The 15,989-nt window shown below is 65.9% G+C and carries 17 protein-coding genes, 1 tRNA gene and 1 riboswitch; of the genes, 10 read left to right on the top strand and 8 right to left on the bottom strand.

Translation table 11 applies throughout. The features are described from left to right. Positions 1-46 precede the first annotated feature (46 nt). From J2808_RS04350 to J2808_RS04340, 3 genes are all read right to left on the bottom strand, one after another. Complete coding sequence (locus J2808_RS04350; protein WP_309812204.1) at positions 47-787, bottom strand: YcnI family copper-binding membrane protein; 741 nt, start codon at positions 785-787, stop codon at positions 47-49. Between the two features lie 90 nt (positions 788-877). Next, positions 878-1,498, bottom strand: coding sequence for a hypothetical protein (locus J2808_RS04345; protein WP_309812201.1), 621 nt, complete (start codon positions 1,496-1,498; stop codon positions 878-880). 110 nt (positions 1,499-1,608) lie between these two features. Beyond that, positions 1,609-2,691: an NAD(P)H-dependent flavin oxidoreductase gene (locus J2808_RS04340; protein WP_309812198.1), complete on the bottom strand. Its 1,083-nt coding sequence runs from the start codon at positions 2,689-2,691 to the stop codon at positions 1,609-1,611. 176 nt (positions 2,692-2,867) lie between these two features. On the opposite strand from J2808_RS04340, the gene J2808_RS04335 reads away from it, so the two are divergent. Further along, positions 2,868-3,212: a hypothetical protein gene (locus tag J2808_RS04335; protein WP_309812195.1), complete on the top strand. Its 345-nt coding sequence runs from the start codon at positions 2,868-2,870 to the stop codon at positions 3,210-3,212. A gap of 110 nt (positions 3,213-3,322) precedes the next feature. Here J2808_RS04335 and J2808_RS04330 read toward each other — a convergent pair. Beyond that, positions 3,323-3,412, bottom strand: a tRNA-Ser gene (locus J2808_RS04330). A gap of 182 nt (positions 3,413-3,594) precedes the next feature. On the opposite strand from J2808_RS04330, the gene J2808_RS04325 reads away from it, so the two are divergent. The 5 genes from J2808_RS04325 to J2808_RS04305 all read left to right on the top strand — a co-directional run bounded on the left by J2808_RS04325 (position 3,595) and on the right by J2808_RS04305 (position 9,231). Then, positions 3,595-5,097 carry an HNH endonuclease signature motif containing protein gene (locus J2808_RS04325; RefSeq protein ID WP_309812192.1) on the top strand — a complete coding sequence of 501 codons (1,503 nt, stop codon included), beginning with the start codon at positions 3,595-3,597 and terminating at the stop codon, positions 5,095-5,097. Positions 5,098-5,278: 181 nt separating this feature from the next. Then, complete coding sequence (locus J2808_RS04320) at positions 5,279-6,382, top strand: zinc-dependent alcohol dehydrogenase (RefSeq protein WP_309812189.1); 1,104 nt, start codon at positions 5,279-5,281, stop codon at positions 6,380-6,382. 3 nt (positions 6,383-6,385) lie between these two features. Then, complete coding sequence (locus tag J2808_RS04315) at positions 6,386-6,781, top strand: 6-pyruvoyl trahydropterin synthase family protein (protein WP_309812185.1); 396 nt, start codon at positions 6,386-6,388, stop codon at positions 6,779-6,781. Positions 6,782-6,783: 2 nt separating this feature from the next. Then, positions 6,784-7,968: a glycosyltransferase family 4 protein gene (locus J2808_RS04310; RefSeq protein ID WP_309812182.1), complete on the top strand. Its 1,185-nt coding sequence runs from the start codon at positions 6,784-6,786 to the stop codon at positions 7,966-7,968. 3 nt (positions 7,969-7,971) lie between these two features. Further along, complete coding sequence (locus tag J2808_RS04305; RefSeq protein WP_309812179.1) at positions 7,972-9,231, top strand: DNA glycosylase AlkZ-like family protein; 1,260 nt, start codon at positions 7,972-7,974, stop codon at positions 9,229-9,231. On the opposite strand, the gene J2808_RS04300 is transcribed toward J2808_RS04305, so the two are convergent. Beyond that, positions 9,228-9,731: a nucleoside deaminase gene (locus J2808_RS04300; protein WP_309812177.1), complete on the bottom strand. Its 504-nt coding sequence runs from the start codon at positions 9,729-9,731 to the stop codon at positions 9,228-9,230. The two genes, J2808_RS04305 and J2808_RS04300, sit on opposite strands and share 4 nt — an antisense overlap. Before the next feature lie 130 nt (positions 9,732-9,861). On the opposite strand from J2808_RS04300, the gene J2808_RS04295 reads away from it, so the two are divergent. From J2808_RS04295 to J2808_RS04280, 4 genes are all read left to right on the top strand, one after another. Next, positions 9,862-10,554 (top strand): phosphatase PAP2 family protein, encoded by a 693-nt coding sequence (locus J2808_RS04295; protein WP_309814128.1) that lies wholly within the window; start codon positions 9,862-9,864, stop codon positions 10,552-10,554. Positions 10,555-10,595: 41 nt separating this feature from the next. After that, positions 10,596-11,231: a uracil phosphoribosyltransferase gene (upp, locus tag J2808_RS04290; RefSeq protein ID WP_309812175.1), complete on the top strand. Its 636-nt coding sequence runs from the start codon at positions 10,596-10,598 to the stop codon at positions 11,229-11,231. A 122-nt stretch (positions 11,232-11,353) separates the two neighbouring features. Further along, positions 11,354-11,728, top strand: a complete 375-nt coding sequence (locus tag J2808_RS04285) for a glyoxalase superfamily protein (protein WP_309812172.1) — start codon at positions 11,354-11,356, stop codon at positions 11,726-11,728. Positions 11,729-11,742: 14 nt separating this feature from the next. After that, a complete protein-coding gene (locus J2808_RS04280; protein ID WP_309812170.1) occupies positions 11,743-12,423 on the top strand; it encodes an HAD-IA family hydrolase in 681 nt (226 codons plus the stop codon). 179 nt (positions 12,424-12,602) lie between these two features. On the opposite strand, the gene J2808_RS04275 is transcribed toward J2808_RS04280, so the two are convergent. The 3 genes from J2808_RS04275 to J2808_RS04265 all read right to left on the bottom strand — a co-directional run bounded on the left by J2808_RS04275 (position 12,603) and on the right by J2808_RS04265 (position 15,826). Continuing rightward, positions 12,603-13,295: an aggregation-promoting factor C-terminal-like domain-containing protein gene (locus J2808_RS04275; protein ID WP_309812167.1), complete on the bottom strand. Its 693-nt coding sequence runs from the start codon at positions 13,293-13,295 to the stop codon at positions 12,603-12,605. A gap of 5 nt (positions 13,296-13,300) precedes the next feature. Continuing rightward, positions 13,301-13,450: riboswitch (cyclic di-AMP (ydaO/yuaA leader) on the bottom strand. A 101-nt stretch (positions 13,451-13,551) separates the two neighbouring features. After that, a complete protein-coding gene (locus J2808_RS04270) occupies positions 13,552-15,078 on the bottom strand; it encodes a HAMP domain-containing sensor histidine kinase (RefSeq protein ID WP_309812164.1) in 1,527 nt (508 codons plus the stop codon). A 7-nt stretch (positions 15,079-15,085) separates the two neighbouring features. After that, complete coding sequence (locus J2808_RS04265; RefSeq protein ID WP_309812160.1) at positions 15,086-15,826, bottom strand: response regulator transcription factor; 741 nt, start codon at positions 15,824-15,826, stop codon at positions 15,086-15,088. Positions 15,827-15,989 lie beyond the last annotated feature (163 nt).

The following is a 15,989-nucleotide window of genomic DNA, read 5'->3' as shown; positions in this document are numbered from 1 at the left end:
GATGCCCGGATCGTGATGATCCGGGCATCAAATGGGTTCAGGAGGGTTACTGGCCGGCCGTCTGCTTACGCTTGGCGCCGCTCCGGAGGAACGCCACAGCGCCGAGGGCCAGTCCGCCGATGCCAGCCACGAGGCCTGCCCAGCTGCGTGCGTCGGCACCATTGTCGGTGACGGCGGCCGCCTGCTCGGTCCCGGCAGCAACCGTGGTGGCCGAGTGGGAAGCCGCGCCGTGGGCGTCAGCTGCCTCGGTGATGGTGATGGACGGTGCCGGGGCCTTCAGCGAGTGCGGGTCCTGGCCGTCCTTGGCGATCTCCGACCAGTTCGTCTGGCCCTTTTCGCACGACTGCAAGGTGGGGAAGTGGAGCGTGGTGCCGGCGGCATCGGGCAACTTCACGGACAGGACCAGGGCATCCCGCAGGTCGTGGTCCAGCGGGGCTTTGGCTGTGTAGACGATCTGGCTGGTGCGCTTGGTAATGGACGTGCCGTCGGCCAGTTTCTTGGGCTGGGCGAGCTGTTCGGTCACCTTTTCGACAGTCCAGTTGGGGTTAACGGTGGGCTGGGCGTCGTTGAGTTCTGCGGGCAGCGTGATGGCCACCTTGGTGGTGCTGGATTCTTCGCAACCATGGGGGATGCCGAAGGTCAGCAGGGCGTAGGAGTTGGCGGAGGTTTTGTCCGGGGTGACGCCAACGTGGGCCGAAGCGCCGGTGGCGGCGGTCAGCAGGAGGGCGGCGGCGCCGGCAGTGGCGGCCGCCGACGTGAGGGTACGGCGGAGCGTGGTGGTGTCCATGGGGTTGGCCTTTCGGTCGCACGCCAGTTGTGGCATGCGGAAGTACGGGGGTTTGGGCCTGCCTGCCGGTGAAGTCCGGTGCGGGCTGGGTCAGGGAAGCACGACGGCGGAAGGCGGGCCGCGTCGGCTGTGTTGCCTCAGGTTCCGCCAGGGGCGGAGGGGGAGAACCGCTGGTGCGCCGGGCACCGCACGGGGCGGACCGGCGTCGGGCGCTGTTGCTTCTGGGAGCCGGATCAACGGCTTGAGCCAGGCGGCGAGCGCCCAGAGGGCGGCTTCACCCTTGGCGAGCAGGAGCGCGCACGCAGCGGTGGCCACGGCGTGGGTCACCACCATCAGGACGCCCGCAGTGGAATCCGTGGCGTGGAGATGTGCTGTGGCCTCCAGCGCGGGAATTGCCGTGCCGGAAAGGTGGTGGGCGTCTGGTGCGGGGTGACCGGCGGCGAGGACAGGGGTGCTGAAGGCGGTGAACACTTCGTGGAGCGCTAACTGACCGGCGCCCAGGAGGGCTGCCAGGCCGGCGAAATTCAGCTTCATCCGGGTGGCGGTGGTGGCTGTCAGGACGGTCAATGCAAGGACGGCGAGCAGGATTTCGGGGGAGGGGAGGTCGCCGCCGCCCAGCACGTGGGCTCCCGCGGCGAGGCTCAGGATTCCGGTGGAGAGCGACGTGGCACGGAGGAAATGGAAGGGGGCGCGGACGTGGTGAGTGCGCACTGGCCCTCCCTTCTCTCAATGCTGCCAGCTCTCAATGCTGCCAGTGGCGTGTCGCGCCGGCGGCCCGGTGGACGCTCAGGTGACGACGATCATATTCTACCGGCGGCTCTTTAGGCGAGGATTTCGCCGCCTGATAGCAGTTCGGCCAGGACGTCTGCGGCAGAGTCATGGCGGATCAGTGGCGTGCCCTGGCCTGCCCAGAGTGACATCAGCTCGGTGTTTCCCTGAGCCGCCGCCTGCGGCCGGAAACGGCCGGTAAGCCAGTTCTGGACGGGAAACGGTGCCGTCCCCGCGGTCGTCGAGAGTTCGCCGATGACGCGGTTCGGGATGCCACGGGCCAGCCGGCCGCTGAGGACACGCGTCAGGACCGTTTCGCTCGCGGCAGGGCTGTGGAGGACTGCCCGGTAGGCCGGCACCGCGGCGGATTCCCGGGTGGCAAGGAACGCCGAGCCCACCTGGACTGCGTCTGCGCCGAGGGCCCGTGCTGCTGCATAGCCGCGGCGGTCCGCGATGCCGCCGGCGGCAATCACCGGAATGCTGACAGCGTCCGCCACCTGCGGAACCAGGGCGAACGTGCCGATGAGCGATTCTTCCGCGGGCTTCAGGAATGAGACCCGGTGGCCGCCGGACTCCATGCCGCTGGCAACCACGGCGTCCACCCCGCCGGCCTCCAGGGCCACGGCTTCGGCCACGGTGGTGGCGGTACCCACCAGCACAATTCCACGCCGGTGTGCCTCCTCGACGAGTTCGGGCGCCGGCACGCCGAAGACAAAACTGACGACGGCGGGACGCGCCTCCAGCACGGCAGCCACCTGCTCGTCGTAGTCCGGCAGGTAGCGGTGGGGCATTTCCGGAAGCGGCAGGCCCACTTCGTCAAAGTAGGGCTTCAGGGTTTCGACGTAATGGTCGAACTCCTCCTTGGGGATCGACGGGGTTTCGTCGCCGGTGGGAATCCAGAGGTTGAGGGCGAACGGCTTGGCCGTGGCTTTCTTGAGCTGGGCCGCGGTGGTGAGGATGGCCTCGGCACTGTAGCCGTACAGTCCGTAGGAACCCAGTCCGCCGCCGCCGCTCACTGCTGCCGTCAACTCGACTGAGGAGACACCTCCGAAGGGGCCCAGGACCACCGGAACGTCCGTGCCGAAGAGAGCGGTGATGCGGTTCGGGCGGGCGGAGGTGTTCTGGGCAGCTGGCATGCGGGGCTCCTGGACGGTCACTGGTGGCTTCGGAGTCCAGTCTCGCAGCACTGGCTTCCCGCCCCAAGTCTGCTGGTGACGGGGGCAATCTTCGCCCGGTCGTCGAGCTATGTACCGCGACATTGGGCGCGGCTAGACTGCTGGCGTAAGTCGCCAACTACCTCAGGGAGCACACGATGAACTACTCAGGAACTGGCAACGAAAAGGCGGTTCTGGCCAGCGAGCTCAACCGGACCCATGTGGGGCAGACGGTCAGCTTCGAGCCGGACGAATTCACTATGGTATTCGGCAAGATTGCTGCCATTGCGCGGAAGGAAGGTGGCGTCACCATCGCCTTGCAGGGCGTGGATGGAACCGGCGGCCTGCAGTCCAGCTACAGCCTCCCCGTCAGCAAGCACGTCTACCTTCAGCCGGACATGCTGACGAACACCGAGTCCACCATCAAGGATCTTTTCGGCAAGGTCCAGGAGAACCTCCGGGGCGGCGGGCACAAGGGGGACGACAGGACGGACAAGCTCTGATGGTCTTGTACTGACCGTCTTGCGCTCCCGGCGGGGCTCCGTTTTCGGAGTTTCGGACAAAGCAAAGGCCCCAGTTCCCTTCTGACGAAGGGAACCGGGGCCTTGCTAGGTGGCGGTGACGGTGGGATTTGAACCCACGTTGGCTTTGACACCAAACAACATTTCGAGTGTTGCACCTTCGGCCGCTCGGACACGTCACCAACCTGAATAGGGTACCGGAGCAAGGCTCACATCCCCAAAACGGCTGGTGATTCGGATGACGGGAACGGATTCTCGCAGAGCTGGCGGCACGACGGCGAGCCAACAGTTGGCGCGGGGGGACTTATCCACATAGGAGATTTGCTTGGGCTGGCTTGGGGGTGCCTGCTGGGATGCTTTGAGTATGGAACGCAGAGCAGCGGTGGAGGCAGCGGAGGCCCTGGCGGCTTCTGCCGCCGCGCTTGCTGCCGCACTTAAGGGCCCAGCATCCGTTGGGCCTGGTGAAGCTGATCCGCTGCGGCAGATGGTGGATGATTTCCTGGACGCGCTGGCTGGAACGTCCAGGATTGACGCGCAAGTGGCTGCGGTCCGAGTCCATCTGACCGCAGGATACGTCGGCGCGGCGGAGGCGTTGGCCCCGCCGGCGGTGTCGCTGCAGGACCATACAGCGCAGGAGATGGCTCTCGTGGCTGAGTTGGCGGGTGCGCTGACTGTCAGCGAACCGGCCGCCGCTGATCTGGTGGCCGAGGCCCACGAACTGATGACGGCCTTGCCGTTGACGATGTCCGCATTACAGGCCGGGTCCATTTCCTGGCGGCATGCCCGGGTCATGGTGGATGAGACCAGCGGCTTGGGCCCGGAGGGGGCGCAGGCGTTGGAGGCGCATTTCCTGGACCCGGAGGCGCCGAACCCGCTCCGGGGCTGTCCCGCGGGTGAGATGGTGGCTGGCCGGTTCCGGGCCAGGGCCCGGACGTGGCGGGAGCGGCACCACCCGGTCAGCATCGAAAAACGCCACACCAAGTGTGCTACCGACCGGCGGGTGCTGTTTTCTCCTGCCCGGGACGGGATGGCCTGGCTTTCCGCCTACCTGCCCGCCGACACGGCCTCCGGGATCTGGGAACGGACCACCGCAGCGGCCCGGGCCCTTCAAGGCCCTGAGGAGCCCCGGACCCTCACCCAGCTCCGCGCCGACATCGCCGCGACCTGGCTCCTCGGCGGTAGTTCCGGAGGCGCGGACAATGCCGGTCCCCGTGACGGCGTGCCCTCGCCGCGGGCGCAGGTGCTGATCACCGTCCCGGTGATGGCCCTGCTGGGTGTGACAGAGGAGCCGGCGATGCTGGACGGGTACGGGCCGATCCCGCCGTCCATGGCCCGCCAACTGATCGCCGACGGCGCCACCTCCTTCCACCGGGTCCTGATCGACCCACGCGACGGCGCACCGCTGGAAATCGGGCGCACCAGCTACCCGGTCACCAAAGCCCAGCGCCAATGGCTCAGACTCAGGGACGGCAAATGCCCGTTCCCCGGCTGCAGCAACCAGTCCCTGGACAACGAAGCCGACCACGTCCTGGCCTGGGCCAAAGGCGGGATCACCGGAATCAGCAACCTCGGCCAGCCGTGCCGCAAACACCACCAACTCAGACACACCACCGCCTGGACACCCACCACACCCACCAAGGACCAGCCACCCGGCTGGATCTCACCCTCCGGGCGGCACTACCAAAGCGAACACCCCGACTGGGAACCACCCACCTGGCCCGAGCCGGCACGTCAGGATGGGCAGGGTGCGGTCGAACTGTCGGAGCTCCGAGATGGCCTGCCGTTACAAGTTCCGCTGCCCCAAGGCCCAGAGCCGCAAGATGGCCGGGAGTCTCGGGATCTGACGATGCCCGCACCGGAGCTTTGATGGTATCTGTAGCGTTCGTGCGCGTTGATGTAGCACTCCGAGTGCAGCGCTTCCCAGATACCTCCGGCGTGCAACCGCCGTGCCTCTGCAGCAGATTCACGCTGGACTGCAGTCCCGTAGGTCACGTTCGCCGGTCCTGGCTTCCCCCGTCCGCACCCGGCGGACTAGATTCGTAAGCAAGATGACTAATACAAAGGGACCAACACAGGCAACGGCATATTGGACCACTGGCCTGCAACATGGCGAGCTCCGGGACGAGACACTCCACGTACCGGGAGAAGGCGAGGCGCTCGTTCGGACGCTGTACTCAGGTATCAGCAAAGGCACGGAAATCGTGGTCCACACCGGTTCCGTCCCGCCACGCGTGGCGCAGGCAATGCGTGCCCCGCACCAGGAGGGCGCGTTCCCTTCCCCCGTGAAGTTCGGCTATCTGTCAGTCGGCGTCGTCGAACAGGGCCCCGATGACTGGATGGGACAGAAGGTTTTCTGCCTCAACCCGCATCAGGACCGCTATGTGATCGCCACGGACGAGCTGACCCGGATTCCTGAAGGGGTTCCCGCCCGTCGCGCCGTGCTTACCGGCACTGTGGAAACCGCCGTTAACGCACTTTGGGAAGCCGGACCCAGGCTGGGGGACCGGATCGCCGTGGTCGGTGCCGGCCTGGTGGGCGGGATGGTGGCGACGCTCCTGCGGACTTTCCCGCTGGCCCGGCTGCAGCTCGTGGACCTGGACCCCGAGCGCAAGCTGTTGGCGGACAAGCTGGGCGTGGAATTTGCCCACCCCGATGATGCCAAGCCGGACTGCGACATCGTGTTCCACTGCTCCGCGTCCCAGGAAGGCCTGGAGCGCAGCTTGCAGTTGGTCGGCGACGAAGGCGACGTCATCGAGATGTCCTGGTACGCCAACCGCGAGGTCACGCTGCCGCTCGGCGAGGACTTCCATGCCCGGCGGCTTTCCATTCGAGCCAGCCAGGTGGGCGTGGTGGCCCGGGCACGGCGGCACCGGCGCACCAATGCCGATCGCCTGAATATTGCGGTTTCGCTCCTCCAAGACCCAGTCTTTGATGCTTTCCTCACCGGCGCCTCTCCCTTCACGGACTTGCCGGAAGTGGTGCAAAACCTGGCCGACGGGAAGCTCGAAGCCCTGTGCCATGTGATCGAATACCCAAACGCTGACAGTTCCCCAAATGCTGACGGTCCTGGAAACGCTGAAGATTCTGGAGAGACCGACGGTTCCGGACAATCCACTGCAGCAGCCGAAGCCAACCCCGAAGACAAGAGGTAGCCCGTGTTCAGCCTGACCATCCGCCGACACTTCATGATTGCCCACAGCCTCCCGCGCGAGGTTTTTGGCCCTGCCCAGGCCCTGCACGGGGCGACCTTCGTGGCGGAGGTGACGTTCCGGCGTCGTGCCCTCAGCAAGGACGCGATTGTGCTGGACATCGGAGCCGCCGGCGGCATCATCGAAGCCGTCCTGGCCGGGCTGAACTACAAGAACCTCGATGAGCATCCGGACTTTGCCGGCAAGCTCAGCACCACCGAGGCGCTGGCCGAATACATCGCCCAGACTGTGGCCGGGAAGCTCAAAGACAGCGACGACGGCCGCGAGCTTGCAGGCATCGACGTCACCCTGCGCGAAAATCCGGACGCCTGGGCCACGTACGCCCTGGACCTGTCCGCCTGACCGTGCACGTCAGGTTCCTGATCCCCGGCAACATCCGCCACAACTCCGGCGGCAACGTCTACAACGCGCGTATTGCCCAAGGCCTGAGGTCGTTGGGAGCCGATGTTGAAGTGCTTACTGTGGATGGTTCCTGGCCGGAAGCTGGTGCCAATGAACGACGGCGGTTGGGCAGCCTGCTGAGCGCCCACGAGCCTGGGGCGGAATCCACGGCGGGAACGGTCACGTTGGTGGATGGGCTGATCGCGTGCGGCGCCGCTGACGAACTGGAGGCGGCCGCCGCCGCCAGCCACCCCGCTTGGGTCCTGCTGCACATGCCGTCGCCCACTCACCGCGACGGCGAACGGCGGGCTCTGCGGGCGGCCGCCGGCGTGATCTGCACCAGTTCGTCGGCTGCGGCTCATATCAGCGAACGTCACGGCGCGCCGCCCAGCCGGGTTGCCTTGCCGGGGACGGATCCAGCAACCCTGGCAGCCGGTTCGCAGCCGCCACACATCATTGCGGTGGCTGCCCTGCTGCCCAACAAGTGCCAGCTGCTGGTTGTGGCGGCGCTGGCCAAGCTCCAGGACCTGGCTTGGACTGCCTCCCTGGTAGGAACGGTCGACGCCGATCCCGCCTATGCGGCGCAAGTCGGGGCGGCCATATCTTCGCATGGGCTGGACGATCGGATTCGGCTGACGGGCCAGCTTGCCGGGGGAAAATTAGCGGAGGAATGGCATCGTGCGGACTTGACCCTGCTCGTGTCGCGGGCCGAAGCTTTTGGCCTGGTGGTTACAGAATCGTTGGCCCGTGGCATCCCGGCCATCGTCCGGGAAGGAACCGGGGCTGTGGAGGCGCTGGGCATAGGTAACCGTACGCCAGAGGGCAAGGCGGACGCCCTGCCAGGGACCGCCGTCGTACTTGACGGTCCTGAGCAGAACCATCCGGACGTCCTCGCGGCGGTGATCCGGAAATGGCTGTTAGACCCGGGGCTCCGGGCAGAATGGCAAACCGCCGCGCTTGGGGCCCGGGAACAATTGCCCGGCTGGGACCCCACCGCGCGGAAGGTGCTGGCCATTCTGGAGGCACCTATTTCCAGGGCACCCTTTCCGGACGCATCCGTTCACAGGGCTGCTCCAGTTCACGAGACAACCGTTCATGGAGCGTCGGGACCGATGCCTACCGCCACGGGGACCGCCGGTGCACAATGAGGCATGACCACGCACGCGACCACCGCCGTCGGCCCCACTCCGCAGACGCTTGCTCACGAGCTGCCCACTCCGGAGCTCCTGACGCCGGAAATCCTCAGGGCGTGGGCCTGGCACAAGCAGGGTCTTGACGGCACGCTGCAGGGCGCGGACGCGGCGGATGTGTTCACTCAGGCAGGCTGGGCCCGCTCCGTCGGCGGCGCCAACCCGTACCTCACCCTCTTTGCCCGCGCCGGCATCAGCCGCGCGCAGGCGGACGCCGACGTCCTGTCCCTGAAGATTCACGAGCTGCCCACCGCCCGCGGCTGCACCTACGTCCTGGGCGGGGAAGACTTCGCGTGGGGCCTCCAAATCGGTCGCGACGCCGCCGTAGCACCGTTCCGCGTCCTTGCCAGGATGGGCGTCGAACGCGGCGAGATCACGCTCCTGGAGGACCAGATTCTCCACGCCCTGGCCGAAGCCAGCGGCCCGCTGGACCCCAAACAGCTCAAGGAACTCCTCGGCGATTCGGTGCGGAACCTGGGCGAGGAAGGCAAGAAGAAGGGCGCCGCCACCACGCTGCCCACAGCCCTTGGCCTCCTCCAGGCGGATGGCCGGATCCGGCGCGTGCCGGTCAATGGCCGGCTGGATCAGCAGCGTTACGGCTACACGCTGTGGGGGTTGCCGCGCACTGCAATGGACGACGACGCGGCCCGGGCACTCCTCCTGGAGCGCTACCTCGGCTGGACCGGCGGTGCCACGCTCAAGCAGTCGCAGTGGTTCACGGGCTACACCTTGGCGCACATCAAGGCGGCGTTCGCCGCGATCGGTGCCGTGGAAGTTCCCACGGCCAACGGTGAGGTGCTGTGGATGATGCCCGACGACGTCGGCGGCCTCGCCGCGTTCGACGCACCTGTGGAGGAGCAGATTCAGCTGCTCGCCGGGACCGACTCGTTGGTCCTGCTGCGGCGGAACTCAGCGGACATGTTCGCCGAAGCGGACAGGGACAAGAAAGTGCTGGGCTCCACCTTGGCGCTGCAGGCCGACCTTCCCGACCACGCCATCGTGGACCGCGGCCGGATCATCGGACTGTGGCAGTACGATCCGGAAAACGCGCGGATCGCCCACTGGCTCTTTGGCCGTCCCACGCCCGCGGTAACCCGGCGCATCGCCGAGGTGGAGAACTGGATCAGGGACGAGCTGGGCGACTTCCGCTCCTTCAGCCTGGACTCGCCGGCCTCCCGCCAGGACCGGATCGACGCCCTGGACGCTGCTGGTTCGGACTAGCCTCTACGGTGGGCGGCGAAAAAGTCCCTGAGCAGGGCGCCGCATTCATCTTCCCGGATCCCGCCGTAAACCTCCACCCAGTGATTGAGCCGGCGCTCGCGGAGGACATCAAACACGGAACCGGCTGCCCCGGCTTTCTCATCCCAGGCGCCGAAAACCACGCGGGGAATCCTGGCCAGCACCACGGCGCCGGCGCACATGGCACACGGCTCGAGCGTGACAACCAGGGTGCAGTCCGCCAGCCGCCAGCCGTCGCCGTTACCACCGTCCAGTTTCGAAAGCTCCCGCAGCCGTTCCGCTGCCTGGCGGATGGCCACCACCTCCGCGTGGGCGGTGGGGTCACCCAGTTCTTCCCGCTGGTTCCGTCCGGAACCCAGCACGCCGCCGTCGGGTCCTATCACCACGGCGCCGATCGGAACGTCCTCGGTGGCCAGTGCGCTCCGGGCCTCGTCAAGGGCAAGGCCCATCCACTCGGTGTGTCTGTTTTCGCCGGGGGCCATGGCTCAATGATAGTTTCGAGGGATATCCATCCTTGCCACCCACTGACGCCAGGAGGAATTCGTGGACCTCGATACATTTCGAGCCCGTGCAGGCCATTGGTTCAAACCGTACGCAGCTTTGTGGATCACCATGCTGGTGGGTGGGGTCCTGGTGGTGATCATGGCGCTGCTGGGTGCCGAGGTCTACGACAACGTGGTGGACGACGAAGGGCTCACGTCCCTGGACCTGCCGGCGCTGGAGCTGTCCCAGAGCCTGCGGAACCCGGCGCTGGACGCGGGGGTGACCGCGTTCACCAACATTGGCGGTGGGATCGGCATGCCGATCCTGGCCAGTATGCTGACGGCCTGGCTTACCTTCCTGAGCCGAACCTGGCGGCCCATCATCCTGGTGGGCGGTGCAGCGGCCGTGTCCACCGTGGCAACCACCATCGGCAAGCGTCTGGTTGGCCGCACACGTCCGGACCATGTCGAGGCGGTCCCGCCGTACGAGACGTCGCCTTCCTTCCCCAGCGGCCATACGCTGAACACCACGGTGGTGATCGGCGTCCTGGTTTACATCATGTGCCTGCAGTTCGAGATAGCGTGGGCGCGCATCACGGCCATCGCTGCCGGGGTGGTCTTCATCATCGCCATGGGCCTGAGCCGCGTCTTCCTCGGTCACCACTGGCTGACGGATGTTATGGCCGGCTGGTTCCTGGGGCTCGCATGGGTGGGCATCGTGATTCTGGCGCACCGGCTGTTCCATGTCCTGCGGAAACGCGAGCACGCCGGTCCGGCACCCACATTCGAGCATCCCGCCATCCGGGACGAACAGCCCAGCTGATTCCCGGCAGGGGCTGCCCGCCCGGATGATAGTTTTGACCCATGCGCACTCTCGTTGTGGACCACCCGCTGGTCGCCCATAAGCTCACCGTCCTGCGGGACAAAAACACGCCTTCGCCGGTCTTCCGGATGCTGACGGAAGAGCTGGTGACACTGCTCGCTTATGAGGCCACCCGCGATGTGCGCACCCAGCCCGTGACTATCGAGACACCAGTGAGCACCACCGTCGGCACCGCCTTCACCAAGCCTACTCCGCTGGTGGTCCCCATCCTGCGCGCCGGCCTCGGCATGCTGGAGGGTATGACCAAACTGGTCCCCACAGCCGAAGTGGGATTCCTGGGCATGGCCCGCGACGAGGAAACCCTGGACATCATCACCTACGCCGAACGTCTCCCTGAGAACCTCACGGACCGGCAGATCTTTGTCCTGGACCCCATGCTGGCCACCGGCGGGACCCTCCGCGAAGCCATCAAGTTCCTCTTCAAACGCGGCGCCTCGGACGTCACCTGCATTTGCCTCTTGGCCGCGCCGGAAGGCCTGGCCAAGCTGGAAGAGGAACTTGCTGACGCCAACGTGACTATCGTGCTGGCCTCCATCGACGAGAAGCTGAACGAAAAGTCGTACATTGTGCCGGGCCTCGGCGACGCGGGAGACCGGCTGTACGGCATCGCCGGTTAGTTCTGGAAATTCCGGCCGGGTGTCATGCTGCGGGTTCAGGGCGGCAGATCCGGCCGGCAGTTCGGGGCGCCGGTGACATTTAAGGCCTTCCGGATTTAACAGGCCGCAGCTAGCCTGTGCGGATGGACTGGAAACTTGAACTTGTCTTTGTCCCCGTCTCAGATGTGGACCGCGCGAAGGATTTCTACGTTAACAAGGTCGGCTTCAACGCCGATTTTGATGAGCGGCCTATGGACGGCATCCGCTTTGTACAACTGACGCCCCGCGGCTCTGCCTGCTCGATCTGCATCGGGGAGGGGCTCACGGACGCGCCGCCAGGCAGTGCGCCCAACCTGCAGATAGTCGTAAGCGACATCCATGCCGCCCATGACCACCTCAAAAACAACGGGGTGGACGTGAGCGACGTGGACGTTCAGGCCTGGGGACACTTTGTGTACTTTGCGGATCCCGACGGAAACAAGTGGGCTGTGCAATACATCCCTGGGCGTGAGTCCTAAGGCAAAATGGAGCGATGAGCACCCCAGCGCCTGCCCCCACACGTACGCTTTCCTGCCGGGCAGTCCTCTTCGACATGGACGGCACTCTGGTGGACTCCACAGCTGTTGTGGAACAGGTCTGGGGCGAGTTCGCAGTCCGCTACGGACTGGACATCGCCGAGATCATCCGGACCTCCCACGGGGTCCAGGCCATCGACACTGTGCGGCGGTTCGCACCGGCAGGGGCAGATGTGGTGGGCCTCACCGAGGAACTCGGCGCCATGGAACGCGTGCGGACCGCGGGAATCGTCGCTCTGCCGGGCGTCGCTCACCTGCTCGGCAGCCTTCCGGCTGACGCAGTGGCGCTGGTGACCTCGGCTGACCGCGTCCTGGCGGACATCCGCATGAAAGCCGCCGGGCTCCCGATGCCGGCAACCGCCGTCACGGCCGACCTGGTGGCTCGAGGCAAGCCGCATCCGGAAGGTTATCTTACGGCTGCTTCACTTCTGGGCGTGGAGCCGGCGGACGCCGTGGTGTTCGAGGATGCGCCGGCTGGAATTGCTGCCGGCGTGGCCGCTGGAATGCGGACCGTGGCGGTGGGCCCAAACACCGGTCAGCTGCCGGACGGGGTGCTGCATATCCCGGACTACAGTTCAGTCACTTCAGCCGTGGAAACGGACGCCGAGGGCCGCCGGATCATCTCTTTCCGGCTGTGAGGTCGGCGACCACTGTCGCTATCCGCCGGGCGCGGCTTTCGGCCGCCCTGGCTGCCCGCCCACGACTGCAAAGCTGCTGCGGTAACTCCTGTTTGGGTGGAGGCCAGGATGCAGAACAGCAGGCCCTGAACCGGGGGATTCAGGGCCTGCTGCGGCTGGCGGGGTCAGGAGAATCGGGCTCAGTACCAGTTGTTCGACAAGTGGAAGTTCAGCGCGCCACACGGTGACTGGTAGCGCTCCTGGATGTAGTTCAGGCCCCATTTGATCTGCGTGCGGTAGTTGGTGCGGTAGTCCGGGCCGGCGCTCGCCATCTTCTCAGCGGGCAGCGACTGGACGATCCCGTACGCGCCACTGCTGGCGTTCGTGGCCGTGGTGGTCCAATCTGATTCCTTGGTCCACAGCGTCTTCAGGCACTGCATCTGGTCCGCAGACCAACCGTAGTTGGCCAGTTGGCTGGCGGCGTAGGCCTGGGCTCCGGCGGGGTCGTTGATGGCCACAACAGGCTTGGGGGCGGGCTTGGGAGCGGGTTTGGCGGCAGGTTTAGGGGCGGGTGCCGGCTTCGCGGCGGGCGCCGGTTCAGCGGCCTGCGGGGCAACCTTGATTTCAGCCGCCTTCGGTGCCGGTGCAGGCTTGGCCTGAATCTCAGCTTTTTCCATCTTCAGCTTTGACTCGGTGTCGTTAGTGGACACCTGCTGGGTGTCGCTGACCGCTGCCAGTTGATTGGCGTCGGTCGCTTGGCCCGCTGCCCCCACCCCGATGAGGAGTGCGCATGCCGCGGTGACTACGGCTGCACGCTGCCCCAGGGAGGAAATCTTGCGGTCACGTTTGTTTGACCCGTTCTCGGGGCGCGTTTGTACCTTGAATTCAGACATGATGGATCGCCTCTCACACCTGCGGAGTTAGCTGTCGGGTTCGGATGAGGGCATCCGGCCACACGGAAAATCACGTGCTGGCTTCACCCCAAGGACACTTGGGTCCGGGACTCTGGGTCCCCCGCCTCTGCCTCTGAATACGGAGATCCGGGAAGCGGCAGAGCTTGGCGTCATCCGGATATGCGGCCCGAACGGGATCCGCACCTAATCGACGGTACAGGAGCTTGGAGCTTAAGTCACATTTTGGTAACAGGGATCACGACATCGGCGCGTTGCCTTGCGGTACAGCGACTCCAGTAGGTATGCGCAATACGAACTCCGTGCGGCCCGGTCCCGACGTCACCTCCACGGTGCCGCCGTGCGCCTCGATAATGGACTGGACAATGGACAGGCCCAGGCCGCTGGTGCCCTCAGCTGCCCCGGACGCCGGCGACGAGCCCTTGCGGGCAACGTCTGCGCGGGCAAACCTGGCGAAAACGTGGTCCACGAATTCCGGCGGAATGCCGGCGCCGTCGTCCGTCACGGCCACTACTGCACTGCCATCGGCGGACTTTTGCACGCTGGTGACCACGGTGGTCCCCGGGGCTGTGTGCTTGCGGGCGTTGGACAACAGGTTCACCAGCACCTGGCGCAGCTGCGACGCATCGCCGTTTACGGAGAGCGGCTCATCCGGAAGTTCCAGATGCCAGTGGTGATCCGGTGCGATGACCTTTTCATCGCTGACGGTCTCGATCACGAGTTGCGTCAGGTCAACCTCGCCGAGTTTCAGGGGCTGCCCCTCGTCGAGGCGGGCCAGCAGGAGCAGGTCCTCCACCAGCGTGGTCATGCGTTCGGACTGGCTCTGCACCCGGGCGAGGGACTTCCGGCCGTCCGGTGTGAAGTCCTCGGTCATCCGCATCAGTTCCGTGTACCCGCGGATGGCGGTCAGGGGAGTGCGCAGTTCATGGGAGGCATCGGCAACGAACTGCCGCACTTTGGTCTCGCTCCGCTGCCGCGCCTCCAGCGCACTGGCGACGTTCTCCAGCATCAGGTTCAGGGCGTGGCCCACGCTGCCCACTTCCGTTCCAGGATTGGCGTTCGACGGCGGGACGCGCACCGCGAGTGCCACCTCGCCGGCGTCCAGCGGGAGCCGGGCCACGCGCGTCGCTACCTCGGAGAGCTGCTCCAGGGGCTTCATGGTGCGGCGGATGAGCACAGTCCCTGCCAGCCCGATCAGCACCAGCCCGCCAAGGGAAACAAAAACGAAGGTCCATACGAGTGAGGCGAGCGTGCTCTCCTTTGCGGCCAGCGGAAGGCCGGTGATCAGCACATCGCCGTAGCCGGTTTCCACAGCCACAATCCGGTAATCCCCGTTCGACAGCGAGCGGTCCACGGGATTGCCATCCTGAGTCAGCGCGAGCAAGGTTTCCTTGTCGTCGGCGTCGAGCGCCAGTCGTGTGGTGTCCGGGTCCAGGAATCCGCCACTGGGGATCTGGCCGTTCAGGATGCGAGCGTTCAGCGTTCCAACACTTTGCCCGCGAGCATCGAGGGGGTCGGGCCTGCCGTTGAATCCGCCCAGGGGAGGGCGGCCCGGATCAGTGGAACGCTTGGCGGCCTGGCTCAGCTGGTCGTCCAGCTGCCTGGTGAGAAAGGAATCCATGGATGCGTAGCTGAAAAGGCCCACTGCGCCGCAGATGGCCACCAGCAGGGTCATGGTCAGCAGGATCAGGCGCGTGCGCAAATGCCAGGTGGCAGGTTTCAGCCAGCTCCGGGCCGGTGCGGGGGTTGCTCGCGGCGTAGCCATGGAGCGGCTACTCTGCCGGCTTGATGACGTAACCCGCACCCCGGACGGTATGAATCATGGGCGGGTGCACTGCATCCACCTTCTTGCGCAGGTAGGAGATGTAGAGCTCAACAATGTTCGCCTGGCCGCCGAAATCATAGTTCCAGACGCGGTCCAGGATCTGGGCCTTGCTGATCACACGCTTGGGGTTCTCCATGAGATAGCGGAGCAGCTCGAACTGCGTAGCCGTCAGCTGGAGCTCGTCTCCGGCCCGGATGACTTCCCGCGTGTCGATGTTGAGGACAAGATCGCCCACCACCAGCTCGGCCGTGTCCATCGCGGCTACGCCGGAACGCTGGACCAGGCGGTGCAGCCGCAGCAGGACCTCTTCCATGCTGAAGGGCTTGGTGACGTAGTCGTCCCCACCGGCAGCCAACCCCAGTATCCGGTCCTGGACCGCGTCCTTGGCAGTCAGGAAAAGCGCCGGGACCTCCGGCGCAAAGGCACGGATCCTGCCAAGCAGCTCAACGCCGTCGAACCCTGGCAGCATCACATCCAGCACCAGGACGTCCGGCCGGAACTCCTTGGCAAGCTTGACGGCCTCCGGCCCGTCCGCGGCTACGGCAACAGACCAGCCGGCCATCCGCAGCCCCATGCTCATGAGCTCGGAAAGGCTCGGTTCGTCGTCAACTACCAGGGCGCGGATCGGGGAGCCGTCCGGGTGGGTCAGCTGCGGAAGGTTGTTGGTCATGGAGTGCGAAGTGGCCATGGGACAACTCTCTGATCTTTCGGTTAGCCCGCGCTTTGGGATTCCTGTGCGCAAGCTGTGAATCCCAGCCTAGCGAGCTGAATGGGCCTGGATACCGCAATGCGGCCGTATGTGGAAAGGCCTCCCGGCGGCACGGATGACGGGTTCCTCACGCTGCGCGCCA

The sequence above is a fragment of the Pseudarthrobacter sulfonivorans genome (assembly GCF_031454915.1).
Classification (GTDB): Bacteria; Actinomycetota; Actinomycetes; order Actinomycetales; family Micrococcaceae; genus Arthrobacter; species Arthrobacter sulfonivorans_C.
This window is presented reverse-complemented; position numbering and strand designations above follow the sequence as displayed.